The sequence below is a fragment of the Rhizobium sp. ERR 1071 genome (assembly GCF_007828675.1).
Lineage (GTDB): Bacteria > Pseudomonadota > Alphaproteobacteria > Rhizobiales > Rhizobiaceae > Rhizobium > Rhizobium dioscoreae.
In genome coordinates, this window is sequence record NZ_VITM01000001.1 from 192,194 (window position 1) to 218,148 (window position 25,955).

The 25,955-nt window shown below is 58.9% G+C and carries 30 protein-coding genes, 1 tRNA gene and 1 riboswitch; of the genes, 14 read left to right on the forward strand and 17 right to left on the reverse strand.

Annotated features, from left to right (window positions below; all coding sequences use genetic code 11):
- Positions 1–110: 110 nt before the first annotated feature.
- From gcvP to gcvT, 3 genes are read right to left on the reverse strand one after another with little or no spacing between them, the layout of a single operon-like run.
- Positions 111–2,975, reverse strand: a complete 2,865-nt coding sequence (gene gcvP / locus FBZ99_RS00895) for an aminomethyl-transferring glycine dehydrogenase (protein WP_145631053.1) — start codon at positions 2,973–2,975, stop codon at positions 111–113.
- The gene (gene gcvH, locus FBZ99_RS00900; RefSeq protein ID WP_112334775.1) at positions 2,975–3,337 is read right to left on the reverse strand and encodes a glycine cleavage system protein GcvH; all 363 of its coding nucleotides are present in this window, start codon (positions 3,335–3,337) and stop codon (positions 2,975–2,977) included. Before gcvH ends, gcvP begins: the two co-directional genes overlap by 1 nt.
- Before the next feature lie 25 nt (positions 3,338–3,362).
- The gene (gene gcvT / locus FBZ99_RS00905) at positions 3,363–4,499 is read right to left on the reverse strand and encodes a glycine cleavage system aminomethyltransferase GcvT (RefSeq protein WP_145631056.1); all 1,137 of its coding nucleotides are present in this window, start codon (positions 4,497–4,499) and stop codon (positions 3,363–3,365) included.
- Positions 4,500–4,647: 148 nt separating this feature from the next.
- Positions 4,648–4,735: riboswitch (glycine riboswitch) on the reverse strand.
- Between the two features lie 168 nt (positions 4,736–4,903).
- Here gcvT and FBZ99_RS00910 point away from each other — a divergent pair.
- The 8 genes from FBZ99_RS00910 to FBZ99_RS00945 all read left to right on the forward strand — a co-directional run bounded on the left by FBZ99_RS00910 (position 4,904) and on the right by FBZ99_RS00945 (position 11,241).
- The gene (locus FBZ99_RS00910) at positions 4,904–5,437 is read left to right on the forward strand and encodes a copper chaperone PCu(A)C (RefSeq protein ID WP_113332549.1); all 534 of its coding nucleotides are present in this window, start codon (positions 4,904–4,906) and stop codon (positions 5,435–5,437) included.
- 183 nt (positions 5,438–5,620) lie between these two features.
- Positions 5,621–6,619 carry an RluA family pseudouridine synthase gene (locus tag FBZ99_RS00915; RefSeq protein WP_113332548.1) on the forward strand — a complete coding sequence of 333 codons (999 nt, stop codon included), beginning with the start codon at positions 5,621–5,623 and terminating at the stop codon, positions 6,617–6,619.
- Positions 6,616–7,269, forward strand: a complete 654-nt coding sequence (locus FBZ99_RS00920) for an HAD-IA family hydrolase (RefSeq protein WP_145631058.1) — start codon at positions 6,616–6,618, stop codon at positions 7,267–7,269. Before FBZ99_RS00915 ends, FBZ99_RS00920 begins: the two co-directional genes overlap by 4 nt.
- A 9-nt stretch (positions 7,270–7,278) precedes the next feature.
- Positions 7,279–8,064, forward strand: coding sequence for an ATP12 family chaperone protein (locus tag FBZ99_RS00925; protein WP_145631060.1), 786 nt, complete (start codon positions 7,279–7,281; stop codon positions 8,062–8,064).
- Positions 8,065–8,133: 69 nt separating this feature from the next.
- A complete protein-coding gene (locus FBZ99_RS00930; protein ID WP_113332545.1) occupies positions 8,134–8,604 on the forward strand; it encodes a hypothetical protein in 471 nt (156 codons plus the stop codon).
- Positions 8,605–8,668: 64 nt separating this feature from the next.
- Positions 8,669–10,201, forward strand: coding sequence for an acyl-CoA carboxylase subunit beta (locus tag FBZ99_RS00935; protein ID WP_145317312.1), 1,533 nt, complete (start codon positions 8,669–8,671; stop codon positions 10,199–10,201).
- Between the two features lie 123 nt (positions 10,202–10,324).
- Positions 10,325–10,717: a DoxX family protein gene (locus tag FBZ99_RS00940; protein WP_069612260.1), complete on the forward strand. Its 393-nt coding sequence runs from the start codon at positions 10,325–10,327 to the stop codon at positions 10,715–10,717.
- Between the two features lie 137 nt (positions 10,718–10,854).
- A complete protein-coding gene (locus FBZ99_RS00945) occupies positions 10,855–11,241 on the forward strand; it encodes a DoxX family protein (protein WP_113355590.1) in 387 nt (128 codons plus the stop codon).
- Between the two features lie 11 nt (positions 11,242–11,252).
- Here FBZ99_RS00945 and sugE read toward each other — a convergent pair whose 3' ends face one another.
- From sugE to FBZ99_RS00975, 6 genes are all read right to left on the reverse strand, one after another.
- On the reverse strand, positions 11,253–11,567 hold the full coding sequence (gene sugE / locus FBZ99_RS00950; protein ID WP_113355592.1) for a quaternary ammonium compound efflux SMR transporter SugE: 315 nt from the start codon (positions 11,565–11,567) through the stop codon (positions 11,253–11,255).
- Positions 11,568–11,700: 133 nt separating this feature from the next.
- Positions 11,701–12,537 carry an S-formylglutathione hydrolase gene (gene fghA, locus FBZ99_RS00955; protein ID WP_145631062.1) on the reverse strand — a complete coding sequence of 279 codons (837 nt, stop codon included), beginning with the start codon at positions 12,535–12,537 and terminating at the stop codon, positions 11,701–11,703.
- Complete coding sequence (locus FBZ99_RS00960; protein ID WP_145317321.1) at positions 12,534–13,001, reverse strand: YaiI/YqxD family protein; 468 nt, start codon at positions 12,999–13,001, stop codon at positions 12,534–12,536. Before FBZ99_RS00960 ends, fghA begins: the two co-directional genes overlap by 4 nt.
- A 74-nt stretch (positions 13,002–13,075) precedes the next feature.
- Positions 13,076–14,203: an S-(hydroxymethyl)glutathione dehydrogenase/class III alcohol dehydrogenase gene (locus FBZ99_RS00965; RefSeq protein WP_069612255.1), complete on the reverse strand. Its 1,128-nt coding sequence runs from the start codon at positions 14,201–14,203 to the stop codon at positions 13,076–13,078.
- A 163-nt stretch (positions 14,204–14,366) separates the two neighbouring features.
- Positions 14,367–16,376: an acetyl-CoA carboxylase biotin carboxylase subunit gene (locus FBZ99_RS00970; protein ID WP_145631064.1), complete on the reverse strand. Its 2,010-nt coding sequence runs from the start codon at positions 16,374–16,376 to the stop codon at positions 14,367–14,369.
- Between the two features lie 81 nt (positions 16,377–16,457).
- The gene (locus FBZ99_RS00975) at positions 16,458–17,393 is read right to left on the reverse strand and encodes a DMT family transporter (protein WP_145631066.1); all 936 of its coding nucleotides are present in this window, start codon (positions 17,391–17,393) and stop codon (positions 16,458–16,460) included.
- Positions 17,394–17,611: 218 nt separating this feature from the next.
- On the opposite strand from FBZ99_RS00975, the gene FBZ99_RS00980 reads away from it, so the two are divergent.
- Positions 17,612–18,034, forward strand: coding sequence for a helix-turn-helix domain-containing protein (locus tag FBZ99_RS00980; RefSeq protein WP_113333832.1), 423 nt, complete (start codon positions 17,612–17,614; stop codon positions 18,032–18,034).
- Between the two features lie 144 nt (positions 18,035–18,178).
- Here the strand turns inward: FBZ99_RS00980 and FBZ99_RS00985 are convergent, their stop codons facing one another.
- The 3 genes from FBZ99_RS00985 to FBZ99_RS00995 form a co-directional block, all read right to left on the reverse strand.
- Complete coding sequence (locus FBZ99_RS00985; RefSeq protein WP_113333833.1) at positions 18,179–18,373, reverse strand: hypothetical protein; 195 nt, start codon at positions 18,371–18,373, stop codon at positions 18,179–18,181.
- Between the two features lie 76 nt (positions 18,374–18,449).
- On the reverse strand, positions 18,450–18,665 hold the full coding sequence (locus FBZ99_RS00990; RefSeq protein WP_015339986.1) for a hypothetical protein: 216 nt from the start codon (positions 18,663–18,665) through the stop codon (positions 18,450–18,452).
- Positions 18,666–18,957: 292 nt separating this feature from the next.
- Positions 18,958–19,042: transfer RNA gene (locus tag FBZ99_RS00995), tRNA-Leu, on the reverse strand.
- Between the two features lie 239 nt (positions 19,043–19,281).
- Between FBZ99_RS00995 and lipB the strand changes: the two genes are divergently transcribed.
- The gene (gene lipB, locus FBZ99_RS01000; RefSeq protein ID WP_113355707.1) at positions 19,282–19,998 is read left to right on the forward strand and encodes a lipoyl(octanoyl) transferase LipB; all 717 of its coding nucleotides are present in this window, start codon (positions 19,282–19,284) and stop codon (positions 19,996–19,998) included.
- Positions 19,999–20,108: 110 nt separating this feature from the next.
- Here the strand turns inward: lipB and FBZ99_RS33740 are convergent, their stop codons facing one another.
- A complete protein-coding gene (locus FBZ99_RS33740) occupies positions 20,109–20,240 on the reverse strand; it encodes a hypothetical protein (RefSeq protein ID WP_281408369.1) in 132 nt (43 codons plus the stop codon).
- A gap of 611 nt (positions 20,241–20,851) precedes the next feature.
- Here FBZ99_RS33740 and FBZ99_RS01005 point away from each other — a divergent pair.
- The 3 genes from FBZ99_RS01005 (at position 20,852) to FBZ99_RS01015 (ending at position 22,292) form a co-directional block, all read left to right on the forward strand.
- The gene (locus FBZ99_RS01005) at positions 20,852–21,169 is read left to right on the forward strand and encodes a hypothetical protein (RefSeq protein WP_113333835.1); all 318 of its coding nucleotides are present in this window, start codon (positions 20,852–20,854) and stop codon (positions 21,167–21,169) included.
- Between the two features lie 18 nt (positions 21,170–21,187).
- A complete protein-coding gene (locus FBZ99_RS01010; protein ID WP_113355704.1) occupies positions 21,188–21,493 on the forward strand; it encodes a hypothetical protein in 306 nt (101 codons plus the stop codon).
- Positions 21,494–21,755: 262 nt separating this feature from the next.
- On the forward strand, positions 21,756–22,292 hold the full coding sequence (locus tag FBZ99_RS01015; protein ID WP_083258154.1) for a hypothetical protein: 537 nt from the start codon (positions 21,756–21,758) through the stop codon (positions 22,290–22,292).
- A 60-nt stretch (positions 22,293–22,352) separates the two neighbouring features.
- Here FBZ99_RS01015 and FBZ99_RS01020 read toward each other — a convergent pair whose 3' ends face one another.
- Positions 22,353–22,847, reverse strand: coding sequence for a peptide deformylase (locus tag FBZ99_RS01020; RefSeq protein WP_113355703.1), 495 nt, complete (start codon positions 22,845–22,847; stop codon positions 22,353–22,355).
- 421 nt (positions 22,848–23,268) lie between these two features.
- Here FBZ99_RS01020 and FBZ99_RS01025 point away from each other — a divergent pair, with 421 nt between their 5' ends.
- Positions 23,269–23,658: a MerR family transcriptional regulator gene (locus FBZ99_RS01025; protein WP_069612249.1), complete on the forward strand. Its 390-nt coding sequence runs from the start codon at positions 23,269–23,271 to the stop codon at positions 23,656–23,658.
- A gap of 22 nt (positions 23,659–23,680) precedes the next feature.
- Here FBZ99_RS01025 and FBZ99_RS01030 read toward each other — a convergent pair whose 3' ends face one another.
- The 3 genes from FBZ99_RS01030 to FBZ99_RS01040 form a co-directional block, all read right to left on the reverse strand.
- A complete protein-coding gene (locus tag FBZ99_RS01030) occupies positions 23,681–24,154 on the reverse strand; it encodes a methyltransferase family protein (RefSeq protein ID WP_145631069.1) in 474 nt (157 codons plus the stop codon).
- 12 nt (positions 24,155–24,166) lie between these two features.
- The gene (locus FBZ99_RS01035) at positions 24,167–25,156 is read right to left on the reverse strand and encodes a DUF1624 domain-containing protein (protein ID WP_145631071.1); all 990 of its coding nucleotides are present in this window, start codon (positions 25,154–25,156) and stop codon (positions 24,167–24,169) included.
- A gap of 61 nt (positions 25,157–25,217) precedes the next feature.
- Complete coding sequence (locus tag FBZ99_RS01040) at positions 25,218–25,910, reverse strand: DUF599 domain-containing protein (RefSeq protein ID WP_113333840.1); 693 nt, start codon at positions 25,908–25,910, stop codon at positions 25,218–25,220.
- Positions 25,911–25,955 lie beyond the last annotated feature (45 nt).

Here is a 25,955-nt window from a genome sequence, read left to right on the forward strand (position 1 = left end):
ACGCCGCGCATCCTTTCGGACACGCGGCGTTTTCATAGACAAGTTTCACGATAGATTTATGTCTATTTCCAGCGAAGCGACTGAACCGCTTCGCTTTTTTGCAAAAAATCCTATTCTGCGGCCTCCGCGTAGGATTCCAGCGGCGGGCAGGTGCAGATCAGGTTGCGATCGCCATAGACGTTGTCGATGCGATTGACCGGAGACCAGTATTTGTCCACGCGGAAGGCACCGGGCGGGAAGCAGGCCTGTTCGCGGGAATAGGGGCGATCCCACTCGCCGACCAAGTCTTCCACCGTGTGCGGTGCATTCTTCAGCGGATTGTTGGTCTTGTCCATCCGGCCATCTTCGATGGCGCGGGCTTCCTCGCGGATGGCCAACATCGCCTCGCAGAATCGGTCGAGCTCGGCCTTCGTTTCCGATTCGGTCGGCTCGATCATCAGCGTGCCGGCCACCGGCCAGCTCATAGTCGGCGCATGGAAGCCGCAATCGATCAGACGCTTGGCGACATCGTCGACCGTCACGCCGGCGCTTGCGGCCAATGGGCGGGTGTCGATGATGCATTCATGCGCCACGCGTCCGGCCTTGGACTTGTAGAGCACGTCATAGGCACCCTTGAGGCGGGCAGCGATGTAGTTGGCGTTGAGGATCGCCACCTTGGTCGCCTGGGTCAGGCCTTCGCCGCCCATCATCAGGCAATAGCTCCAGGAGATCGGCAGGATCGAGGCCGAACCGAAGGCTGCTGCCGAAACCGCACCGCTGCGGCCATCTGTTTCCGGATGGCCGGGCAGGTGAGGCGCCAGATGCGCCTTTACGCCGATCGGGCCCATGCCGGGACCGCCGCCGCCATGCGGGATGCAGAAGGTCTTGTGCAGGTTCAAGTGGCTGACATCGGAGCCGATATCGCCGGGACGCGAGAGGCCGACCATGGCGTTCATATTGGCGCCATCGAGATAGACCTGACCGCCATGCTTGTGCACGAGATCGCAAATCTCCTTCACCGTCTCCTCGAACACGCCGTGCGTCGAAGGGTAGGTGATCATGCAGCAGGAGAGATTGTCGGCATATTGCTCGGTCTTGGCGCGGAAATCGGCCATGTCGATATCGCCATCGTCGCTGACCTTGACAACCACGACCTTCATGCCCGCCATCTGCGCCGAGGCGGGGTTGGTGCCGTGGGCGGAGGTCGGAATGAGGCAGATATCGCGATGACCCTGACCATTGGCAATGTGGTAGTTGCGGATGGTCAGTAGGCCGGCATATTCGCCCTGCGCGCCGGAATTCGGCTGCATGGAGAAGGCGTCATAGCCTGTTACGGCGCAGAGCTTTTCCGTCAGGTCGTCGATCATCTCGCGGTAGCCGAGTGCCTGATCGGCCGGGACGAACGGATGGATATCCGAAAATTCCGGCCAGGTGATCGGCAGCATTTCCGCAGTCGCGTTCAGCTTCATGGTGCAGGAGCCGAGCGGGATCATCGAGCGGTCGAGCGCCAAATCGCGGTCGGAGAGACGGCGGATGTAGCGCGTCATCTCGCTTTCGGCGCGGTTCATGTGGAAGATCGGATGCGAGAGGTATTCGCTGGTGCGCAGCAGGGTCTTCGGCAGACGATAGGACGGCTCGAAATCGGCGATGCGGAAATCGCCGCCGAATGCGCGCCAGACGGCTTCCACCGTTGCCGGACGCGTACGCTCGTCCAGGCTGATGCCAATCTTGGTTTCACCGACCTTGCGCAGGTTGACGCCCTCGGCGACGGCTGCGCGCAGGATGAGGCCTTGCATGTGGCCGACTTCGACAGTGATCGTATCGAAGAAGGTCTCCGGCTCGACTGAGTAGCCTAGCTTTTCCAGCCCCTTGGCCATCAGCACGGCCTTCTGGTGGACCTGTTGTGCAATCGCTTTCAGGCCCTGCGGACCGTGGAAGACCGCATACATGGAGGCCATGACGGCGAGCAGCACCTGCGCGGTGCAGATGTTCGACGTCGCTTTTTCGCGGCGAATGTGCTGTTCGCGGGTCTGCAGCGACAGGCGATAGGCGCGATTGCCGCGCGCATCGATGGAAACGCCGACGAGACGGCCCGGCATAGAGCGCTTGTAATCGTCCTTCACGGCCATAAATGCGGCGTGCGGCCCGCCATAGCCGACGGGAACGCCGAAGCGCTGCGAAGAGCCGATGGCGATATCTGCGCCCATTTCACCCGGGGATTTCAGCAGGGTCAATGCCAGAAGATCGGTCGCCATGATAGCGATAGCGCCGGTCTGATGCAGGCGAGCAATCAGGCCGGAGAAATCGTTGATGTGGCCGTGCGTGCCCGGATACTGGAAAATCGCGCCGAAAACATCGACCGGATCGAGGTCGGTGAAGGGATTACCGACGATAACGGTCCAGCCGAGTGGCTCGGCGCGCGTCCTGATCAGCGCGATGGTCTGGGGATGGCATTCGGCATCGACGAAGAAGGCTTTTGCCTTCGATTTTGCGACGCGTTCCGCCATCGCCATGCCTTCGGCCGCGGCCGTCGCTTCATCGAGCAGCGAGGCGTTGGCGACATCAAGACCGGTGAGATCGCTGATCATCGTCTGGTAGTTCAGCAGCGCCTCAAGGCGGCCCTGGCTAATCTCGGGCTGATAGGGCGTGTAGGCCGTGTACCAGGCAGGGTTTTCCAGAATGTTGCGCTGGATGACCGGTGGCGTGATCGTGCCGTAATAGCCCTGACCGATAAGCGAGACGAGAACCTTGTTCTTGTTGGCGGTCTCGCGCAGCCTGTCGAGCGCCTCGCGCTCCGTCATGGCCGCACCCCAGGCGAGCGGCGCCTTCTGGCGGATGGTCGGTGGCAACGTCGCGTCGATCAGACCGTCGAGGCTCTTATAGCCGATCACCTTGAGCATATCGGCCATCTCAGAGGGAGACGGGCCGATATGGCGGCGATTGGCGAAATCGTATGGCTGGTAATCGGTGAAGGTGAACTCAGTCGGCGTCGTCATTATCCGATCAGCTCCTTGTAACCGGATTCATCAAGAAGACCATCGAGATCGCCGACGTTCTTCAGCTTCAGCTTGAAGAACCAGCCGGCACCCATCGGATCGGAGTTGACGAGGGCCGGATCGGCAGTGATGGCTTCGTTGATTTCGGTGATTTCTCCGTCGAGCGGACAATAGACTTCGGAAGCCGCCTTGACGGATTCGACGGTTGCCGCGTCGGCTCCCTTCGAGAAGCTGGCGCCGACCTCGGGCAACTCAACGAAAACGAGATCGCCGAGCTGCTCGGCGGCATGGGCCGTAATGCCCACGATTGCGACATCGCCTTCGACCTTCAGCCACTCATGTTCTTCGGTGAATTTCAGCATGGATAATCCTCTCTGGAAAAGACGTTCAACGTTTGTAGGTAGGTTTGATGAAAGGCAGTGTGCTGACGGCAACTGGCAGATATTTGCCGCGCACTTCAGCGTATATGGTGGTGCCGGGAGCGGTGAATTCTGTCGGCACATAGCCCATAGCAACCGGGGATTCGACGCTCGGACCAAAACCACCCGAGGTGACTTCGCCGATCTCCGTCTTGCCCTCGGCGTCGGCGTAAAGTTTGGAGTGGCCGCGTACCGGCGCCTTGCCCTCCGGCTTCAGGCCGACGCGGCGGCGCGAGGTGCCGTGATCGAGTTCACCGAGAATGCGGGATGCTCCCGGAAAGCCGCCGGTGCGGGCGCCGCCGGTCTTGCGGGCCTTCTGGATAGCCCATTCGAGTGCGCCTTCAACCGGCGTTGTCGTCTGGTCGATATCGTTGCCGTAGAGGCAGAGGCCCGCCTCGAGACGCAGGGAGTCACGGGCGCCAAGGCCGATCGGCTGGACGTCCGGATGCTCCAGCAGCCGCTTGGCGATATCCTCGGCCTTGTCGGCCGGAACCGAGATTTCGAAACCGTCTTCGCCGCTATACCCGGAGCGCGATACGAGGCAGGAGACATCGTGGAGGCGACAATGGCGCACATCCATGAATTTCATATGGGCGATGTCGGCCCAGAGCTCGGCAAGCACGTCGACCGCGCGCGGTCCCTGCAGAGCAATGAGGGCGCGATCGAGTAATGTAACTTCGCAGCTATCGCCGATATGATCTTGAAGATGCTTGAAATCTTGCTCTTTGCAGGCAGCGTTGACGACGACGAAAAGATAGTCGTCCATATGGGTGATCATCAGATCATCGAGGATGCCGCCCTTGTCGTCGGTGAAGAAACCATAGCGCTGGCGATTTTCAGCAAGGCCGAGAATATCGACCGGCACCAGGCTTTCCAATGCCAATGCCGCATCCTCATATTTGCCGGAACGGGCGCGGATCGTCACCTGACCCATATGCGACACATCGAACAGGCCAGCGGAGGATCGAGTCCAAAGATGTTCCTTCAGCACGCCGGGCGCATATTGTACGGGCATATCGTAGCCTGCAAATGGCACCATGCGGGCACCGAGGGACACATGCAGGGCATGAAGTGGGGTGGTCTTGAGGGCAGCGGTCTCGTCCAAATGACGCCTCCGGGTTTTGCGCTCGTTTAGAAGCGCAGAGCTCACACTTTCGGCGCGGTAGCGCCTGACGATGAGCCCCCTCTGTCTGTTTGCCTGAGATTGTTATCCCTTCGGCGAACGCTTGCGCGCTTCTCTCCAGAGTTCCGTCTGCCCCTTGCTGGTCCTTTGGCCTGAGAGTTTCCGGGGCGGTTGCTCCTTCGGCACCGGCTTGCGCCGGATTCTCCCAACAGGGTTGAAAGCCATTATCCGGTCCCGGACAGAGATGGCAAGGGGCAAATGTCGCCGCTGAACAAATTTTTGTCGCGCCGATCAATCCTGCGTTTCGCAATGATTACGGGCCTTTGCAACAGGGATGGGAGAGGCTATCCCTTTTTATCGATTGAGGAGCCGGGCAGGAGACAGAGATGAATCGCAACCACGCCGTCGCATTGCTGATTTCGATTGGCACATTTTCGCTTCCCCTCGGTGGAGCGATGGCCGAGGATAGCGGTGCGATGAAATCCATGGCCGGGATGCACATGGATGCAGGTGCAGCGCCTTCCGGCTCGGCGACTGCCAAGCTTGGCGATCTCGATATCAGTGGCGGTTATGTTCGCGCCATGCTTCCCGGCCAGCCGGTCGGTGGCGGCTATATTACCATCCACAATACCGGCAAGACCGACGACAAGCTCACCTCCGTGACCTCTTCATCCGCCGGCAAGGTGGAGCTTCACGAGATGAAGATGGAAGGCGAGATCATGAAGATGCGCGAGGTGAAAGGCGGCATCGCCATTCCCGCCGGCGCGACCGTGACGCTCGCGCCGAATACGATGCACATGATGTTCAAGCAGGTAAAGACGCCGTTCAAGCAGGGCGGCACGGTGCCCGTGATGCTGATGTTCGACAAAGCAGGCATGGTCAACATCAATCTGCCGGTCGTCTCGGCTAAGGGAAGCTGAGCCAGAAAATTATCCTGCCATATAATTCCGGTTTCCACTTTTCCTCGAAATGCTCTAAAGCCACGTCAAAAGGCCGGAAATCTCCGGCTGCGGGGCTGATCGTCCCGTTGTTTGAATTTGCATGATCCCGCCGAACGCGGTTTGGCAATGTCCGGAACATGCTGCGTTTTTGAAAGAAGAAGAATGGCCGGGATTGAGCATATTAAGGTCGAGCCTGACGAGGCCGGCATGCGCCTCGACCGCTGGTTCAAGGTGCATTTTCCAGGGCTCGGCTTCGGGCAATTGCAGAAACTGATGCGCTCCGGCCAGGTGCGCGTCGATGGCGGCCGCGTCAAGACAGATGCCCGCGTGCAGCCGGGGCAGATGGTGCGGGTGCCGCCGCTCGACGTCGATGCCAAGGCTACGAAGAGCGGCCCGATCGCCGGCAAGGAATTGAAGCATTCCGGCGATGCCGAGCTCTTGGCACGCATGCTGTTGCACGAAGACGACAAGGTCTATGTGTTGAACAAGCCGGCGGGTCTGGCTGTGCAGGGTGGCTCCGGCGTCAGCCGCCACATCGACAAGATGCTGGAGGCGTGGACGAACCAGAAGGGCGAAAAACCGCGCCTGGTGCACCGCCTCGATCGCGATACATCAGGCGTTCTCGTCATCGCCCGCACGCGCGGCGCGGCGCAGAAGCTGACGGCAGCCTTCCGCGAGCGCGACACCAAGAAGACCTATTGGTCGCTGGTGAAAGGCGTGCCACGTAAGCATGAAGACAAGATATCCACCTGGCTGGTGAAGGAAGCGACGCCGGATGGCGATCGCATGCGCATCGCCAAGCATGGAGAGGAAGGCGCCGATCACGCCGTGTCCTACTATCGCGTCGTCGAAACGGCAGCCCAGCGGCTCGCTTGGCTTGAAATGGAACCCTACACCGGGCGTACTCACCAGCTGCGCGTCCATGCGCTGCATATCGGCCATCCGATCATCGGCGATCCCAAATATTTCGAGGACGATCCGAACTGGGATTTTCCGGGGGGTGTCCAGAAGCGCCTGCATCTGCACGCGCGCCACATCGATATCCCGCATCCGAGCGGCGGACGCCTGCGCATCACCGCTCCTCTGCCGCCGCATATGGTGCAGACATGGAATCTCCTCGGTTTCGACGAGGCATCGGCAGGGGAGCCGGACGACGAATGAAGCTGGTACTTTTCGATTGCGACGGCACGCTGGTCGACAGCGCGCGGCTGATCCATGAGGTCATGGCGCGCACCTTCGTGGCCTTCGGCTATAAGCGGCCCGATGTTTCCGCGACGAAATCGATCATCGGTCTGACGCTCGATATCGCCATCGCCCGCCTGCAGGGCAAGCCCCATGTCGACGACGAAGCGATTGCCATGACGGCGCATTATAAGTCGATCTTTCCGGAGGTGCGAGACGAGGCGGACATGCAGACACCGCTTTTCGACGGCATCAAGCCGCTCATCGAGACGCTTGCCGCCCGCGACGAACTGCTGATCGGCGCGGTGACGGGTAAATCCCGCCGCGGTTTGACCCATATTCTTGAGGTCAACGAGTTCACGCCCTATTTCATAGTCTCGCGCACTGCTGATGATTGCCCGTCGAAGCCGCATCCGGCGATGGTGACGGAGTGCTGTGACGAGACTGGCATGGATCCCCACGACACGATCGTGATCGGCGATGCCATCTACGACATGCAGATGGCGAAGGCGGCAGGTGCGACTGCCATCGGCGTTTCATGGGGCTACGCCTCCGTTGAGGAATTGCTGGCGGCTGGGGCAGATGCCATAGCCCACCATCCGAACGACTTGTTGAGCCATATTCTCTGAGGTGACGCCATGCGCGACCTGTTGAACGATCTTTCCGAAGGTCTCAGCCATGCCGATCCGATCCGCCGTGCGCAGATCCAGATGAAGAAGCCGTTGCCGAAACGCTTCTACAAGGATGTGACAATCAGCAAGGATGAGAGCGGACACGCCATCGCCCTCGATGGCAAGGTGGTGAAGACGCCGGCGCGGCACTCCCTGGCCCTGCCGACGGAAGCGCTTGCCAGACTGGTGGCTGCCGAATGGGCACGCCAAGTCGATGTGATCGATCCCGCCACCATGCCGGTAACGCGTCTCGTCAACACGGCCATCGATGGCGTTGCGACGGAAAGCAAGGCTGTATTCGACGAAATTGTCCGTTTCTCCGGCAGCGATCTGCTCTGCTATCGCGCCGAGGGGCCGGAACGGCTCGTCGAGCGCCAGTCGGAACGCTGGAATCCGGTGATCGAATGGGCAGCGCGCGATCTCGGCGCCCGCTTCATTCTGGCGGAAGGCGTCATGCATCAGGATCAGCCTGTCGAAGCCATCGCGGCCTTCTCCGCCGCTTTGCGCAAGTTCGACACACCGATGGAGCTTGCGAGTCTGCACACGATCACGACGCTGACCGGTTCGGCAATCCTTGCGCTGGCCTTCGCCAAAGGTTCCCTGCCGCTCGCCGATGTCTGGTCGCTCGCTCATCTCGACGAGGATTGGACGATCGAGCACTGGGGCAGCGATGAAGAAGCCGAACAGCGTCGTGCACAACGTTTTGAAGAGTTTCGGGCCGCAACTGACGTTTTTTCTGCGCTGCGCAGTTGAATATTGTTGATTTCCAGTCCTTTATATTGATCTGCATATCTTGCAAATTCGAAGGTCGGGGCAGGGATCATGTTGTTGTTGAGGACGAGAGCCGTACCGGCGCTCGTGGGATGTCTGGCACTGGCCGCATGTTCGAGCTGGTCCGTCGATCCTCCGCCTCCAACCTATGCGGTGCGCAGCGCAACCGTTATAGCCGATCAGGCTTTGCCACCGGTGTCGCCAGCGCTGGTTGCAGCCGTCAATGATCGCGTCAACGCCGCGATTGCTGCAACAAGCTTCAGCCCGCAATTGCCACAGGTTGCCATCACCGTCCGACTGAGCGACGTCCGCAAAGCGCGCGGCTTCAATCGGGACCGCAGCAGCGCCAAGATCAATATCGATGCCGCGGCGGCCGATGGTGGCTCTGTGGTTGCCATGGCATCGTTCGAGATCAGAACAGTCGCACCTGATCCTGCCACCGCAGATGAGCTGATGGCGGAAGATATTGCCGCGCGGGTTCGTTCCATCTTTTCGCTGAACACGCCACGGCTCGCAAACTGAGCCAACCAGCTTCAAACAAGGCTCGCGCCATGCTAAGCCCGAGCGATGAGGGAGAGAGGGCCGCATGAAGGAAATCCTGCAGGAGCTGGAACGCCGTCGTGAGATCGCGAGGCTTGGCGGTGGGCAGGTGCGCATCGACGCGCAGCATGCCCGCGGCAAGCTGACGGCGCGTGAGCGTATCGATATCTTCCTTGACGAGGGCTCCTTCGAAGAGTTCGACATGTTCGTCGAGCATCGCTCGACCGATTTCGGCATGGACAAGAGCAAGATTGCCGGCGATGGCGTGGTGACCGGCTGGGGCACGGTCAACGGCCGCACCGTCTTCATTTTTGCCAAGGATTTCACAGTCTTCGGTGGGTCTCTTTCAGAAGCACATGCAGAAAAGATCACCAAAGTACAGGATATGGCGCTGAAGAACCGGGCGCCGATCATCGGGATCTATGACGCCGGCGGCGCCCGCATTCAGGAAGGCGTAGCCGCGCTTGGCGGTTATGCCGAGGTATTCCAGCGCAATGTGCTGGCCTCCGGCGTCATCCCGCAAATCTCGATTATCATGGGGCCTTGTGCCGGCGGCGATGTCTATTCTCCGGCCATGACCGATTTCATCTTCATGGTGCGGGACACCTCCTACATGTTCGTCACCGGGCCGGATGTGGTGAAGACCGTCACCAACGAGACGGTGACCTCGGAACAGCTCGGCGGCGCTTCGGTGCACACGACGAAATCCTCGATCGCCGACGCAGCCTACGACAATGATGTCGATACGCTCTTGCAGGTGCGCCGTCTCATCGATTTCCTGCCGCAGTCTAATACCGCTGACGTGCCCGAGATCGAGTGCTATCAGTCGGTGACCGAGCCGGATAACTCGCTCGATACGCTGATTCCGGCCAACGCCAACAAGCCCTACGACATCAAGGAGCTGATCCTGAAGGTAGCGGACGAGGGCGACTTCTTCGAAATCCAGGAGAGCTTCGCCAAGAACATCGTCTGTGGTTTCGGCCGCATCGAGGGTGCCACCGTCGGCTTCGTCGCCAATCAGCCGATGGTGCTTGCCGGCGTTCTTGACAGCGACGCCTCACGCAAGGCGGCGCGCTTCGTGCGCTTCTGTGATTGCTTCAATATCCCGATCGTCACCTTCGTCGACGTGCCGGGCTTCCTGCCGGGTACAGCCCAAGAATATGGCGGGCTGATCAAGCACGGCGCCAAGCTGCTCTTTGCTTATGCCGAAGCGACTGTGCCGAAACTGACGGTCATCACCCGCAAGGCTTTCGGCGGCGCCTATGACGTCATGGCCTCCAAGCACCTGCGTGGCGATCTCAACTATGCCTGGCCGACGGCGCAGATTGCCGTCATGGGCGCCAAGGGCGCTGTCGAGATCATCTTCCGCAAGGATATCGCCGATCCTGAGAAGATCGCGGCTCACACCAAGATGTATGAGGACCGCTTTCTGTCGCCCTTCGTTGCAGCAGAGCGCGGCTACATCGACGAAGTGATCATGCCGCGCTCGACCCGGCGCCGGCTGGCACAGGGGCTTAGGATGTTGCGCAACAAGGATCTGACCAATCCCTGGAAGAAGCACGACAACATCCCGTTGTGAGCATGTGACAACAAGTCACGGATTTCACACGGAAAATTGATTGAGCGTCAGAATCCGTGTTTTCACGTTCGCGCCCGTGCGCTCTATTGCTTCCTCGTGGGGGAGTTAAAACTGGAGTTTAACATGGCGCTTTCCGATCGGCTGAATCAATATCAGCCCTATGCTCTTACCGTGCTGCGTATCGTCACCGGTGTCTTGTTCATCGAACATGGTCTGCAGAAGCTTGTTGGCTTTCCGGCCGGCGGTCAATTTCCAAGCCCGCTGCCGACCCTGCTTCTGGTTCAGGGCATCATCGAAATCGTTGGCGGATTGGCGACGATCGTCGGCTTCTTTACCCGTCCGGTCGCGTTCATTCTGTGCGGCAACATGGCTGTCGCCTATTTCATGGCGCATTATCCGAAGAATTTCTTCCCGGCCAACAACGGCGGTGACGCAGCGATTCTCTATTGCTTCATCTTCCTGTTCCTGATCTTCGCAGGTCCGGGCCTGCTGGCCATCGACAACAGCAAGAAGTAACCAGCCTTTTCGTCGGGCTCGGCTGATCGTCGGGTCCGGCGAATAAATTCGTCTCTCGCGTGTTCATTCCGTTGTCAGCGAAGCGAGAGCACTTTTGACGGGATCTCCTTCGCATCCCCTATCGAACGGAGATCCTCATGTCATTTCCCGAGCGCTTGTTGCGCTATCAGCCTGCTGCCCTTGCTATTTTGCGAATCGTGACCGCGTTGCTGTTCATCGAGCACGGCACGCAAAAGGTCTTCGGCTTTCCGCCGGCGCCTTACGAGATCACGACGCTGTTCTTCGTGGCTGGGATCATAGAGCTCATAGGCAGTGCCTTGATCCTGCTCGGGCTTTTCACCCGACCGATCGCCTTTCTCCTGAGCGGCGAAATGGCAATCGCCTATTTCATGGTCCACATGCCGATCGATTTCTTTCCGGCCAACAATCAGGGAGACGGAGCGATCCTGTTCTGCTTCATTTTCCTGTTTCTGGTGTTTGCCGGACCGGGAAGCTGGGCGCTGGACAATCGCCAGCGCCGATGACCGCCGCGATCTCAAGCAGCAAGCTTCAGGCCGGCTATACCAGCCACGATGAGGCCAATGCAGAATAGCCGAATCAAGGTCGCGGGATCACCGAGCAGCCATATGCCGAGCAGAACCGTACCGACGGTGCCGATGCCGGTCCAAACCGCATAGGCCGTACCCATCGGCAAGGTTTTTACAGCCAGACCAAGCAGCACGACGCTGATGACCATGGAGATGACGGTGAGAACTGTCGGCATCGGCCGCGTGAACCCATCGGTATATTTCAGCCCGACGGCCCAGCCAATTTCGAACAAGCCTGCGAGGAAAAGCAGGAACCAAGCCATTTTACGCTCCTTTGTTAAGAGCGAGGCCGTCCCCGCGATGTCTACGGCCGGTTTGGTTGCCGGCCGCCGCAGTCGTCTGCGCATTTCCTATATGCATTTGTCGGCTGCTTATTTCAAGGCGATGGTACTACCTTTACTTCTTCAGCCGTTCGGCATGCCACTTCAGGTGATCGTCCATGAAGGTTGAGATAAAGTAGTAGGAGTGGTCGTAACGCTCGTGCATGCGCAGGGTTAGGCCGATGCCGGTTCCCTTGATCGCATCTTCGAACAGCCAGGGGCGCAGTCCGTTTTCGAGGAAGCTGTCGGCCTTGCCTTGATCAATCAGGAATTCGGGGAAGCGGGCGCCGTCTTCGACGAGCGCGCAGGCGTCATAGCGGCGCCATGCAGCCTGATCGCTTCCCAAATATTTTTCCAGTGCAGGTGCGGACCAATCGGCCGTCGACGGCTGCACGATCGGCGCGAAGGCGGAGCAGCTCTTGAAGCGCTCCGGATTCTTCAATGCGATCGTCATGGCGCCGTGGCCGCCCATGGAATGGCCGAAGATGCCCTGGCGGCTCATATCGGCGCGGAATTGCTTCGATATGATCGCAGGCAGTTCCTCGGTGATGTAGCTGTACATCTGATAGTTTTCGGCCCAGGGCGTCTCGGTGGCATCGAGATAGAAGCCGGCGCCTTTGCCCATCTGCCAATTGGTCAATTCGTCCGGCACGTCGTTGCCGCGCGGGCTGGTGTCCGGGCAGACGATGATCAGGCCGAGCTCGGCGGCCATGCGGCGATATTCGCCCTTTTCCATGACATTGGCATGAGTGCAGGTGAGGCCGGAAAGATACCAGAGGACCGGGCGTGGCTCCTTGATCGCCTGCGGCGGCACGAAGACGGCAAAGGTCATGTCGCATTTGCAGGCGTCCGACTCGTGCGAAAAGACACCCTGCATGCCGCCGAAGGCCGTGTTCTGGGAAATGATGTTCAAGACTGGTCTCCAGGCGATGATTGATGTGCTTTGGCACGCCGGCAAAGCCGGTCGAAGGTTTCGAGGAAGGCGGAGCGGTCGCGCGGCGAGAAGGCGGCATTATAGCCCTTGCTTTCCCCGGTTTCGCGAAGATGTGCGCCGAGATCGCGCATGGCCGTTGCCATGCCGATATTGGTCTTGTCGAAGATGCGGCCGGTCGGTCCCGTCACGAGTGCTCCGGTCGCAACGCAGCGGCCGGCAAGCGGTACATCCGCAGTGACGACGATATCGCCGGCGCCAGCATGCTCAGCGATCCAATTGTCGGCCGCGTCAAAGGCGTTGGAGACGATGACGTTGTGCACCATCGGGTCCCGCGACGGCCGCAATCCCGAATTGGCGACAAAGGTCACCTCCATGCCGTGGCGTTCGGCAACCTTCAGGATCTCCGGCTTGACCGGACAAGCGTCGGCATCGACATAAATCATGATATCAAATCTTTTCAACTCTATGCGGCGCTTTTCTCATGCGCCGCATACGTTCAGTCGAGTGGCTTTCTGCCTCAGTAGAGCACGACGCTGCGGATGCTTTCACCCGAATGCATGAGTTCAAAACCCTTGTTGATGTCGTCGAGCGGCATGGTGTGGGTGATCATCGGATCGATCTCGATCTTGCCCTCCATGTACCAGTCGACGATCTTCGGCACATCGGTGCGGCCACGCGCGCCGCCGAAGGCCGTGCCCATCCACGAGCGGCCCGTCACCAGCTGGAACGGACGCGTCGAGATCTCCTGGCCGGCGCCGGCCACGCCGATGACGACGGACTTGCCCCAGCCGCGATGGCTTGCTTCCAGCGCCTGGCGCATGACCTTGGTGTTGCCGGTGCAGTCGAAGGTATAGTCGGCCCCGCCGATCTGGTCGGCCCCGCGCTTCGTCATGTTGACGAGGTAGGGCACGATGTCGTCGCCGACCTCCTTCGGATTGACGAAATGCGTCATGCCGAAGCGCTCGCCCCAGGCCTTCTTGTCGTTGTTGAGATCGACGCCGATGATCATGTCGGCACCGGCTAGCCGTAAGCCCTGAATGACATTGAGGCCGATGCCGCCGAGACCGAAGACGATGGCCGTTGCACCCATCTCCACCTTGGCGGTGTTGATGACCGCACCGATGCCGGTCGTCACACCGCAGCCGATATAGCAGATCTTGTCGAAGGGAGCGTCGGGATTGACCTTGGCGACGGCAATCTCCGGCAGCACGGTATAATTGGCAAAGGTCGAGCAGCCCATATAGTGATGGATCTTGTCCTTGCCGATCGAGAAGCGCGAGGTGCCGTCCGGCATTAGGCCCTGGCCCTGGGTCGAGCGGATCGCGGTGCAGAGATTGGTCTTGCGCGAGAGGCACGACGGGCATTCGCGGCATTCGGGCGTATAGAGCGGAATGACGTGATCGCCCTTCTTCACCGAAGTCACTCCCGGGCCGACATCGACGACGATGCCGGCACCCTCATGGCCGAGGATTGCCGGAAACAGGCCTTCCGGATCGGCACCGGACAGGGTGAAATCATCGGTATGGCAGATGCCGGTCGCCTTGACCTCGATCAGCACTTCGCCGGCCTTCGGCCCCTCAAGCTGAACCGTCATCACCTCAAGCGGCTTGCCAGCCGCAACAGCGACTGCTGCTCTTACGTCCATGATCTCATCCCTTCCTGCTTATGATTTGGTCCGCGCGACATTGGCATGGGCGCACGGGGCGGCTCAAGCCAAAATCAGACACTTAGCGTCGCAATTATCATGTTTTGGCCGAGCAATCGCCACGCAAGCTTTTCCATATGGCCGCGATGGCGAAGCTTCTCGATCAGGCGAATTCCATGATCACGGCGTCAACGGCGAGGCTTTCGCCCGGCTTGGCGTTGATCTTGCCGATGACCAGATCGCGTTCAGCGCGCAGGACATTTTCCATCTTCATTGCTTCGACGATGGCCAGCGTTTCGCCCGCCTTAACTTCCTGTCCCTCGGCAACGGCAATCGCCACGACCAGGCCCGGCATGGGGCAGAGCAGCAGCTTCGACGTATCCGGCGGCAATTTGACGGGCATCAGTTTGTTGAGCTCGGCCTGGCGCGGCGTGAACACCCTGGCCCGGACGGAAATACCTTGCCAATCGATGCGCAGACCGTTGAGGACGGTGCGGATCTGGGCCGTCAGCTTGCGGCCGTCGATGGTGCCGACCCATACCGAGTCGCCGGGACGCCAGTCGGTTGCGACAGTTACGGTTTGGGCGCCGATCTGCATGTCCATCTCGAAGGGAATGGTCACCACGCCTTCAAGCAATGTCACAGGCAGATAGTCGGCACCGAGCTTGACGACCCAGCTCTCCCGCAGCGGCGCGGCGGTCGGACGCAGCCGGTCGCCATAGCGTTCACGGCGGTTGGATTCGATGAGGCTGCAGGAAAGGGCGATTGCCGACAGCAAAGCGGTTTGGTCCTCGTCCGGCGTCGCCGGCGCGAAGCCATCGGGATATTCCTCGGCAATGAAGCCCGTGGAGAGGCGGCCTTCGCGCCAACGCGGATGTTTCATCAATGCGGATAGGAACGGCATATTGTGCTCGATGCCATCGACGACAAACCCATCCAGGGCTTCACCCATCGCTTCGATCGCCTCCAGCCGCGTCGGAGCCCAGGTGCAGAGCTTGGCGATCATCGGATCGTAATACATGGAGATTTCGGCGCCTTCGAAGACGCCGGTATCGTTGCGCACGACCGATTTCTCCGTCTTACCCTCGCGCGGCGGACGATAGCGCGTCAGACGGCCGATCGAGGGCAGGAAGTTACGATAAGGATCTTCCGCATACAAGCGGCTTTCGATCGCCCAGCCGTTGAGCTTGATATCCGATTGCTTGAACGGCAATTTTTCGCCGGCCGCAACGCGGATCATCTGCTCGACGAGATCGACGCCGGTTACCAGCTCCGTTACCGGATGCTCTACCTGCAGGCGGGTATTCATTTCGAGGAAATAGAAGTTCCTGTCGCGATCGACGATGAATTCGACCGTGCCCGCGCTTTGATAATCGACGGCCTTGGCAAGCGCCACGGATTGCTCGCCCATGGCCTTGCGTGTTGCTTCATCAAGGAACGGCGAGGGTGCTTCTTCGACGACCTTCTGGTTTCGGCGCTGGATGGAGCATTCGCGCTCGCCAAGATAAACAACGTTGCCATGGGCATCGGCCAGCACCTGGATCTCGATGTGCCGGGGGTCGACCACGAATTTCTCGATGAAGACGCGGTCGTCGCCGAACGAGCTTTTCGCCTCCGAACGGGCGCGCTCGAAACCATCGCGCACCTCGTCCTTGCTCCAGGCGATGCGCATGCCCTTACCGCCGCCGCCGGCGGACGCCTTGATCATCACGGGATAGCCGATCTCGGCAGCGATCCTTTCTGCGTGATCGGCATCATCAATGATGCCGAGATAGCCCGGAACCGTGGAGACCTTGGCGGCATTGGCGAATTTCTTCGATTCGATCTTGTCGCCCATGGCTTCGATCGCCTTTGGCTTCGGGCCGATGAAGACGATGCCTTCCTTCTCCAGCGCCGCGCAGAAGGAGGCGCGCTCGGAGAGAAAACCGTAGCCTGGATGAACCGCTTCCGCGCCTGTCTGCTTGCAGGCAGCAATGATCTTCTCAGCGATGAGATAGCTTTCGGCTGCGGGAGCTGGGCCGATATGCACGGATTCATCGGCCATTTCGACATGCAATGCGTCCCGATCGGCATCCGAATAGACGGCGACCGTGAGGATGCCCATTCGTCGCGCGGTCTTGATGACGCGGCAGGCAATCTCGCCGCGATTGGCGATCAGGATTTTCTTGAACATGCAATCTCCGCCCAAATACCCTATTCAGTCAGTGTTTTAGCCATAAATTGCGCGCCCGGTCCATGCGCAAGATGTCTGCGCTCACGCGGTTTTTTCCAATCTCGATTGAACGCGTTCCCGCCAGATGATGAAAAGGCCGGAGCTGACGATGATTGATATGCCGATCCATTTGGAAAGATTGGGGAAATCGTCGAAGATCGCGTAGCCGAGGACGGTGGCGGAGATGATCTCGAAATATTGAAATGGAGCGAGTAGGGACAAGGGCGCCAGCCGGAAGGCTCTGACGACAAGCATATGCGCGTAGCCCGATATCGACCCGAGAATCAGCAGGAGCGCCAGTCCAAGCGTCGAGCCGGGCAGGGACGGCTCAAAATCTGCAATACCGGCTGAGGAGCCGGCAAGCAGAGCCAGGGCCATGAAGACGGTGCCGCCGAGACCCGCCATGATCTGCATCGTCAGCGGCGAATCCGCCTCACCGACGGCACGGTTCATGAAGAGATACAGCGCATAGAGAAAAGCGCAGGCGACCGGCAGCAGCGCCTTCAGTCCAAAGATCGCAAAACTCGGCTGAATCACGATCATTGCGCCGCCGAAGCCGATAACGATCGCCAGCCATCGCCGCCAGCCGACCTTATCGCCAAGAAACAGAGCAGAAAGCGCCGTCAGTATAAAAGGCTCGACGAAATAGATCGCGAAGACATCGGCAAGCGGCATGTATTTGACCGCGGCGAAGAAGAGCAGGCTCGCAGCGCCATGGAGCGCGCCGCGCAGCAGATTCATCCAGGGGCGTTTTGCCGAAAAGGCTGACCGTCCGGTTGCGGTCGCGAGCAGCGGCAGCATGCACACAAGCTGAAAGAAGAAGCGATAGAAGGTCACCTGGCCCGGCGACATGCCTTCGAAGCTCGCCATGTATTTGGCGATCGCATCCATCGTCGGCAACAGGATCATGGCGCTTGCCATGATCGCCATGCCTCTAAGCGGATTTTGCTGCGTGGAAACGGCGGGAGAGATGGACATGCACGAACATCAAACACAGGAAAAGCATGCAATCAAGGCGCGATCAGGAGCGAGCTGCAAGTCTCGCGGACAGCCAGCGAAAAGTGTCAGACTTTTCCAATTGGGACAGATCGCCATGGCGAGATGACGCCCTTAGACCTATCTGGAGCTTTGGAAACAGCTAAAACATGAATGCGCGGCACAAAACTGCCGGCGCAACCAGGAAAGGGATCGCACCGATGTTCAAACCAGAACAAGAGACGACCGTTTTTTCGGATGAAGGCGGTGATACGCTTGGAGGGCGCTTGTCCATGGCGCGGGATGCGGCGGGAATCAGTCTCAAGACGCTCGCTGGGCAGCTTGGCGTCAGCGAGGAGACGATGCTTGCCTGGGAATCCGATCGGGCTGAACCCAATCCCTCCGCTCTGGCGAAGATGTCGGCGCTTTTCGATGTTTCTCCGGCATGGTTGATGACGGGATCTGGTGATGGGCCGGGAGAAGACAGCGACGAACGCGCGCTGGAAGCTGTCAGGAACGAGCTTTCGCGGCTTCGGACGGCCTATCAGGAGATCGGCCGGCTGATCGAGGCGACGACAAACCAGCTTGAACGCCTCGACCATCAGATCAGGCTACGCAATCTCAGCAAGGATGTGGCGCATTGAGCGTGGCGACCTTTAACATTCATGGCGCTGCGCTGAACTTCTCTTGAGAGGCTCAGCTTTTCATGGAATCCCCGAACCGCTCTATCTTTTTGTTTTCTTTCAATTCGGGACGGAAAAACGCTACGCACTTTTCCTGGAATTGCTCTAACTGAGACGGGCAATCGTATCGTCGAGATTATCGATCGCGAGCTGTTCGCGGGCGATCATGCCGTCGAGATCGATATCCTGGCCAGCCCCTTTGGTATTTGCGCCCTGCATCTTCATCGCCAGCAGTTCGTTGCGATGGGCGATCTTTTCGCCTCTGATTTTAATAAGCTTCAAGCGAAAATCATCATTCATCTCCAATCCCTCCGTTGGAATGAGTTATCCGCTGTTTCGAGCTGTCATTCGTTCTCCGGGCTCGTATCCCTCAATCTCAGTCGTGTCCGCGGCCGCGATAAGTGGTTGGAACGCCGGCTTTCTCATGGCATTGCGCTAGAGTTTCCAGCCATTCCGCCAACCCTTCCGGGACTTTGGCATTTCCAGCTTCCAGCGCCTCCACCCATGACAGGTCGCATTGCAGAGCGCTCGCCAGATTGATGGGCGTCCAGCGTATATGCAAAAGGCATTCTGAAAAGCGTTCCGGCGTCATTCATCTTCCCCATATCTGAAGAAGTTCACGGTGCCAGAGAGGAGCCCGAAGTCAAGTGACCATGGAAATACGACGGCTGTTCCGGCCCATCAGAGTAGGTGAATTACCTCTTGGCATAAATTTCGTGAGCAATTTGTTTGGGTAACGGGGCGGCACCGCAATATCCCCGACGCTTTGATCGGTTCGCGTGTCGTCCGCGGGCGGACGATGGCATGTCAGATAATGTCACGCTGAAACAAGAGCTGGCTAGGTATTGTTTCAAAAACAAAAAACCCGGCCAAAGCCGGGTTCTTGGTGCGGTCGAGAAGACTCGAACTTCCACGGGTTGCCCCACAGCGACCTCAACGCTGCGCGTCTACCAATTCCGCCACGACCGCATCGTGGTAGGCCAGATTGCTCCGGCGCGGCTGCATGTAGCAAAAGCATTCGGGGGGCACAAGAGCGATATGTCAGTTTTTTTAAATTCCTTCACAGCTCGCCCGATCGAGCTGGTCCGGATGCGGCGGAAACGCCTTACATGTTTGAATTCCCGCCCGAATAGCGCCATATGTGGACAACCCGTCGGCACGCAAGTTTTCCACATATGCGGCCGGCGCGGCGCGCAAAGGACTGCCATATGCTTCGCACCGAACTTTCTCACCAAATGTTTCCCGTTCAAGGCACGCCGCCCGTCCGCTGGCGGATCAGCGACGGCCTCGTGCCATATGAGGAGGCCGTAGCCACGATGGAGGCGGAAGTGGCCGCGATTGCCGAGGGACGGGCGCCGGAGCTCGTTTGGCTGGTCGAGCATCCGCCACTCTATACCGCAGGCACCAGCGCCAATGCCGCCGATCTGATCGAACCGGATCGTTTCCCGGTCTTTGCGACCGGACGCGGCGGAGAATATACCTATCACGGGCCAGGTCAGCGAGTGGCCTATGTCATGCTGGACCTGAAGTGTCGGCGGCAGGATATCCGCGCCTTCGTCGGCGCGCTCGAGGAGGTCATCATTCGCACGCTTGATTCGATGAATGTACGTGGCGAGCGGCGAGAAGATCGGGTCGGCGTATGGGTCAGGCGCCCGGAGAAGCCGATTCTTGCAGACGGTACCTTGGCGGAGGACAAAATTGCAGCCCTCGGTATCCGTGTGCGCAAATGGGTGACATTTCACGGCCTTTCGCTGAACGTCGACCCCGATCTCGGGCACTTCACTGGCATCATTCCTTGCGGAATCTCGGCTTATGGCGTCACCAGCCTCGTCGATCTTGGCCTGCCGGTCATGATGGCGGATGTCGATATCCGTCTCCGCGAGGCGTTTGAACAAGTCTTCGGCGAAACGATCAATGACGCGTGAAGCCAATCGGTGATCGCCGGAAGGCGATCCAGGATGCTGCGCGGAATTCCAGCGCTAAGCAGGACAGGTCAAACGACCTGTCCGATCTACTGCGAAAAAGCCGCCATACCTCACAAGGAAAGCTGTTCGGCATCCTCTGGCACGGGCACTTCCCATTCATCCAAAGCGCGCCGTTTCGATTTTTCCAAAAGATCTATTTTGTCTTCTGCCCTGAGAAGATCATGCAGTTTCTGATCGCTCAAGATATTGTCGTGATTATCATGCGAGGTCATGCGGGTAACTCCTTGACCTCTGCAGGCGAGAGCGCGTCGTCTCTCTCAGCCGATGGCGCCTACGGGTTCGGTAGCCAACGGTGGGGACAGCTTACGCCCATTTGGGAGCCGTTGCGAATCATTTGGTGCGATGGTCCGTTTTCACCGCATGCCCGGCTCGACAAGAAAAGTGCCACAAAAGAAAAATGCCCTGGAAGGGAGAGCATCCAGGGCACAGAGAGGGGAACTGCACTAATGAAATTAGGGCGATGCGTCTGCACTTCAAGGTCCAAGTTTCAGGATAGGTTGTATCCCTCCCACAATCGCTCCTATTCTTCGCGAAACCGTGATCGCCGTCAGCCTTTGATAGGGTCCTAACGACTTTTTCCCTCCGCGCGGTGGTGATATCGTCGGCAAGGGGTCGGACGTAAGCCACAGGGGTTTTCCCAACCATTGTGCCGAGACGCGGCACCGGCGACGTTCCGTTCATCTCATGGCTGAAAATTGCGGGCAGAAAGGTTTAGCAACAGACGGAGAAACGGAAGAAACATTCCGAAATTAGAGTTCATTCCCAAACAAAACTGCAGAATGGAGTAAGGACAATGAGAGCCGTTTTTGGCGTGACCCGTTATTGGAAGACAGGCTTCAAGGCGCTACTCCTCCTTACCGTGTCCGTCTTGCCGGTCATGGCGCAGACCGCCGGCGGTAACCAGAATGCCCAGAATTCGGCTTCAAGCTTCAGCTATCGGCGCGCGGATCTTGGCAGCGGCTATTCCACCTCGAGCATTCTGAAGATGCCGAACAATTCATCCTATTTCGTAACGTGCAATTGCGACGACCGGACATTGCAGGACATGACGTGCCCGACCCAATCTTACGCATGCACCTGCGTTCCGCACGCTTATCTGATGTGCCAGTAGGAAAGGTGGGCGCGAGATATGGCCAAATCGTCGTCAAGGCTATTGCTTGCCATCTTCGGTGTGCTCTGCCTTCCATTGATGGCGTGGGGTCAGCAGAATAACTCGCCGCCGCAAAGCGCAGCTTCGACCTATTCCTTCAGCGTCGGGTCTCGTCCGGCCGATATCGGCACCGGCTTTTCGATCTACAGCGCGACATCCGCAACGGCAGATCAACAGTTTCACGTCCAATGCAATTGCCAGGATTTCAGCCTCGCGACCGCAACCTGCCCGGCTCCCCGTTATGAGTGCTATTGCAGCCCAAGCGCATCGCTGACCTGCGAATAGCAGAATCATGCCGATCAATGTGCCAGATCGGGGTTGCGGTCTCTTTCTACCTCCAGCTGCACTCAGCGCGCCGGCGAACCGCCATCAAGGATTGTCAGCCCAGCCAAGCCACTCTTTTCGATGGCTATTTTTGTACAGTTTGCGTTCATGTTCGTCCGCATATGGTGTCTTCCGTCGCCCCCAGATCGCGCGTCGATTGACAATCGATATGGACGATACGATTAATAGTTTCGACATTCGTCATAGAGCGGAGGATATGCCAATGACAAGTCGTGCCATCCTGTTGATGTCTCTTGCGTCTCTCACAGTTGTAGGCTCGATGGGCCTCGCTTCTTCGGCTTCTGCGCTAACCATGAAAGAGTGCAGCGCCAAATACCAGGCGGCCAAGACCGCTGGTACCTTGAATGGCCAGAAGTGGAATGACTTCCGCGCAACGCAGTGCAGTGCGGACGCCAGCGCCACTACGACTACCGCTCCCGCAGCCACCGCACCAGCGGCTACGACGCCTGCCAAGCCGGCGAAGACCACTGCGGCTGCCAAGGTCGATGCCAGCGAGCCCGACGCGACGAAGCCGCCGGCAGCCGAACCGGCAAAGCCGACGACGGCTGCGCCAGCTGGCGTAACCTTCCCGGCAAAGGTCGACCCCAAATATGCTACCGAGACGCCCGGCAAAGCCCGCTTCCACACCTGCGTCGATGCATACAACGCCGCCAAGACCAGCAATTCGCTCGGCGGTCTGAAGTGGATTCAGAAGGGCGGCGGCTACTACAGCCTCTGCAATTCCAAGCTCAAGGGCTGATTGCGAAGCCAAGCGATTACGGAGCGGGCGCCTTTGGGCGCCCGTTTCCTTTTATGGACATCAAGCCCGCATCTTTTCCCATTTTTTGACAAGCCGATCGCGCTTGAGCTTGGAAAGCCGCTGCAGCCAGAAAATGCCGTCCAGCTGGTCGATCTCGTGCTGGATGCAAATAGCCAGAAAGTCGTCCGCCTCCGCTTCATGGGCCTCGCCGGCGACATCCCGATAGCGAAAGCGGATCGATTTCGCCCTGACGATCTCTTCCGTCACTCCGGGCATGGAAACGCTGCCCTCCGTATGCCGCATGGTTTCCGGCGACGACCATAGGATTTCCGGATTGATATAGGTGCGCACGCCATCCTCGCGGCTGAGTTCAATCACGACGACTCGCTTGAGGACGCCGATATGCGGGCCGGTGATGCCAACGCCGGGCGCAGCCCGCATCGTATCCAGCAGGTCGGTGACGAGCGCTTGCAGATCGTCGTCGAAGGCGGTGACAGCAGCGCAGGCGGTTCGTAGTAGCGGATCGGGAAAGCGGATGATGGGGCGAGGCGACATGGTGCTCTCTACGGATGGAAGACATAGGTAGGAGGCTGCCAGAATAAGGGGAAGGTGGTTGCAATGCCACCGTCCCGATGGCTGCGCTTTCCCTATGAGCTTTTTCCATCATCCACTTGTTTTACATCGATTTCAATCGAGCCGGAGGCCTTCTAGCCGAATGACGTCTGCCATTGCTGAAGATGCAATCACCGCATTCCGCCATTCGAACCTCCATCGCATGATTCGTGCATCGAATGGCTGAGGCGTCCTCTGCTTTTATGACCGTTCCCATCGAATTTACGAGGAATTTTGCCCTCTCGGGGCTTGCGAGCCTGTGGTTTTGGGCGGCACTGGTGGGTCGGGAGCTGACTGCAACCCGCGAAAATTGACTATTACGTAAAAGTCAATATTATCATGGACAGCAGATAGGGGCGGATTCTTGGTCGACGGATACTATAGCATAACGGAGCTTACTCGGGAATTCGGGGTTTCGACTCGGACCTTGAGGTTCTATGAGGACGAGGGTCTCATCCACCCTGAGCGCAGGGGCCGTACGCGCCTGTTCCGTCCGGCTGACCGGCGTCTGATCATGGAAATCCTGCGCGGCCGCCGCATCGGCTTCACCATTGCCGAGATTCGCGAGATCATTCAGGTCTATAAAGAGCCTCCGGGTGAAATCGGTCAGCTCAAGCTGCTGATGAAGCGCGTCGATGAGAAGCGCGATGAGCTGCGCCAGAAGCGCAAGGATATCGACGATACGCTGAGCGAACTCGACAATGTCGAAGAAGCTTGCCTTGGACGTCTCGCCGAAATTGGCGTCGGGACGTGATCGCGACCAGGCCTTCAGCTTGTCAAAGCCAGCGGCGCGTCCGCTTGCAATAGAATTCGAACTCACAGCCGAATCGCGAGAGGAGATGCATCTCTTCGCAACGGATGACGAGTAATGTCGTCAAGGCAGCCGCCACGGCTGCCATCGCCAGGAACCAGAGATTGCCGATCAGCAGGCCGAGGCCCGCGGTCAGCAAGGTATAGCCGAGATAGGTCGGGTTGCGGGTGAAGCGAAAGGGGCCAGTCGTCACCAGATGCGCCGTACAGCGCTGCGTCAGAACGGTCGTGCGGCGCTCTAGGAGCGTCTTGACGGCCCAGACGTTCAGCGTCACGGCGAAGGCGGTCAGAAGCGCGCCAAACATCCAAGAAACAAGCGCCCAGACAAAGGGCAACGGCAAGGGATACACCCGCTGCAGATACAGCGCTGCCATGACGGCGAGGCTATAGAGCAGCGGCGGCCACGGAAAACTCAGCGACTTCGAACGATAGGCATTCATAGAATAACCCTGTCATTGCGCTTCATCCGTACATTGTATCGCGATTCGGCTTACACGTTCATCGCTATCTGCTTTGATCGCGCCGGATTCCAATGGTTTGAAAAGATTCTGGGCTTGTAATTTATCGAGTGTGCATTGGCAGAAGCTGCGGCACATGGATTCGCTGCCCGACCGGGTGCAGGAGGCCACGCATTGCCTGATATAGCCGACGGTCGCGTCCTGAGGCGGAGCCGGTGCGACCAGTGACAAAAGGTAGACGAGGCCGAACAGCACCGGCTGGTGCAGCAGATAGAAGATCAGACTGTGCCGACCGGCCCGGGCAATGAGATTGCGGCCGGGGCCGAATTTTGCCAACCATTTAAGCCAGCCAAGAGATGTCGCCAATTGCGCCACGCCGACGCCGAACAGGAATGGCGTCAGCCATGGGAAAAGCGGCACATAGTCATTCGAGCGCCGGATGTTTTCCGAAAGCCCCACCCACCAGAGCCAGGGCACGTCGAAAAATGTCGAATGCAGCGATAGAGGCGCAATGACATTGTCGACGACAATACCGACGGCAAGCACGATTGCGACGAGAAGCGTGGCAAGTGCCGGCAGACGCAAGAATAGGAGCCCAATGAGACTTGCCGCCGCGATGCTGTGCAGGATGCCGAAGAATATCCACTCCTCGCGCATGCCGATTAAGGTGACGAGAGAGATCGCAGCGGCCGCCGCGACAATCATGCCCAGCCGCCGCCAATAAGACCGCCAGCGAATCTCCGGCGTATTCGCAAGCACGAGGCTGAATCCTGCCAGAAACAGGAAGGTGCTGGCGATCGCGCGGGCATAAAGCTTCAGCCAGCCTGTTTCCGCCGTGCCGGAATCGAGATAGCCGAAGAACTCGAAATCCCAGGTGCAGTGATAGCTTGCCATGGCCAGGAGTGCGACGCCGCGCGCCGTGTCCAGAATGCCGATGCGGGGCGTCTTTTGCGGTGCATCGGCACTCTCGGCGATAGCGACCATTGGCGGGTCCTTCCAGGCATGAACTCAGATCACGAGCGCCGCTTGAGACGGCGCGAGCATGTCATGGCACATCGCTATCCATAATGGCCAGACGGGCATCGGAAAAAAACTGCCGGCGGACCAGCACGATGATGATGAACATGGTCGTGACCATGAAAACGTAAGGGCTCAGAAACCAGCCGAGATAGCCAATCGACAGGAAAATGGCTCGCAGGCCCGAGTTGAAATTCCGGGCCGCGATGATGTTCATGCGGATGACCCGCTCGGCGGCGCGTTCGGCATGCACGGGATCACGAATGGCATCTTCCAGCATCGGCAGGGAGCCGAAGAGAATGGTGCAGTAATTGAATAGGCGATAGGCCCAGCCGAACTTGAAAAAGGCATAGCCAAAGAGACAAGCAAGCCCGGCCACCTTGATTTCGAAAGCTGTCCGGCCGCCGTTGAAGATGAAGGGCATGTCGGAGAAGAAGGCATTGATCTTGTCGGTGGCGCCGAGCAACGCAAAGCAGCTGCCGATGGCGAAGATCGAGGTGGAGGCGAAGAAGCCGGTGCCGTTCTGCAGGCCTGAGAGGATCTGCGTGTCGATCATCTTCAGGTCGCGACGAAGGGAGTTGTAGATCCATTCGCGGCGACGCTCGTTCATCGCCAGCGTCAGGCTTGTACGATTGAAGAAGCTGGCGCTGCTGACGATCCAGTTCAGCGCGACCCAGAGAAGGATGAAGAGGGCGAGGGCGACATAGTCGGCAGTCGTCATAAAGGGAGATTCTCCAGATCAATCCGATGTGGACTGTAGCGCAGC